1 protein-coding gene is annotated in these 1,197 nt (G+C 69.0%); it reads left to right on the forward strand.

The annotated features are described in order from the left end of the window. Positions 1-31: 31 nt before the first annotated feature. The coding region (locus ABWP50_RS11085; RefSeq protein WP_353218046.1) for an MFS transporter at positions 32-1,197 on the forward strand (1,166 nt) is incomplete at its 3' end.

Consider the following 1,197-nt stretch of genomic DNA (forward strand, 5'->3'; position numbering starts at 1 on the left):
GCCGTCCGCTGCTGCCACGCGTGCCTGGGCCATGGCCCAGGCGGTGCGGGATCCCTATGTCATCCTGATCAGCATCTATATCTTTGCGCCCTGGTTCGTGCGCGTGGTGGTGGGCGATCCGGTCGCCGGCCAGACGCTGGTGGCCCAGGGCGGCAAGTGGGGCGGCTGGGCGGTCATGCTGACGATGCCATTGCTTGGCGCGATGATCGACCGTGTCGGCCCGCGCAAGCCGCTGCTGGCGCTGGTGATTGCGGTCATGTCGGTCATTTGTTGCAGCCTGTGGTGGGTGATGCCGCCCGCCACCGGCACCGGCACCGTCACCGCCACCGCCACCGCAACCGCCACCGGCTTTGCCTTGGGCGTGCAGTGGGTTGTGGTGGCCGGCGCCGCCATGACCTGGCTGCTGGCTGCCCATGAAATGCTGCACAATGCCCTGCTGCTGCCGGCGGCCGGCATGGCCGGCGCTGCGCGTGCCAGCGGCCTCGGGCTGGCCGGCGGCAATGCGCTGAGTGTGGCACTGCTGCTGCTGGTGCTGCTGGCCTTTGCCTTGCCGGGCACGGTCGATGTGCCGTGGCTGCCGGCGGCGCCGCTGCTCGGCCTCGATCCCGCGCTCGGGGAGCCAGCGCGCATCACTGGGCCGATTGTTGGCGTGTTGATGCTGCTGGGCAGTGTGCCGCTGTTTCGCACCGTGCCCGATCAGCCGCGCAGCCCCGCCAGCCTGGGCCGCGCGCTCACCGGCGGCGCCAGCGATCTGGTGCGGCTGTTCACGGCCGCGCGCGGCAATGCCAATCCGCTGCTGTATCTGCTGGCACGGATGGTCTTCACAGATGGACTCACGGCGATCCTGCTGTTTGGCGGCATTTTTGCGGCCGGGGTGATGGGCTGGCAGACGCTGGAGATGCTGGCCTATGGCATCGTGCTGTCGGTGGCGGCGGTCGCGGGCGGTCTGCTGGCTGGGCGGCTGGACACGGCCATCGGCCCGCGCCCGGCGCTGATCCTTGAATTGCTGCTGCTGATCGGTGTTGAGACCATGGTGCTGGGCAGCGGCGAGACGCGCATCCTCTATCAGACTGTGGCGGCAACACCGGTGTGGGATGGGCCGATGTTCACCACAGCGCCCGAACTGGTGTTTCTGGCGCTGGGCTGCGGCCTCGCCATCACCATCACGTCCGCTTACGCATCGTCGCGCACCTTGCT

This window comes from Sandarakinorhabdus sp., from assembly GCF_040398645.1.
In the GTDB taxonomy this organism is placed as follows: domain Bacteria; phylum Pseudomonadota; class Alphaproteobacteria; order Sphingomonadales; family Sphingomonadaceae; genus Sandarakinorhabdus.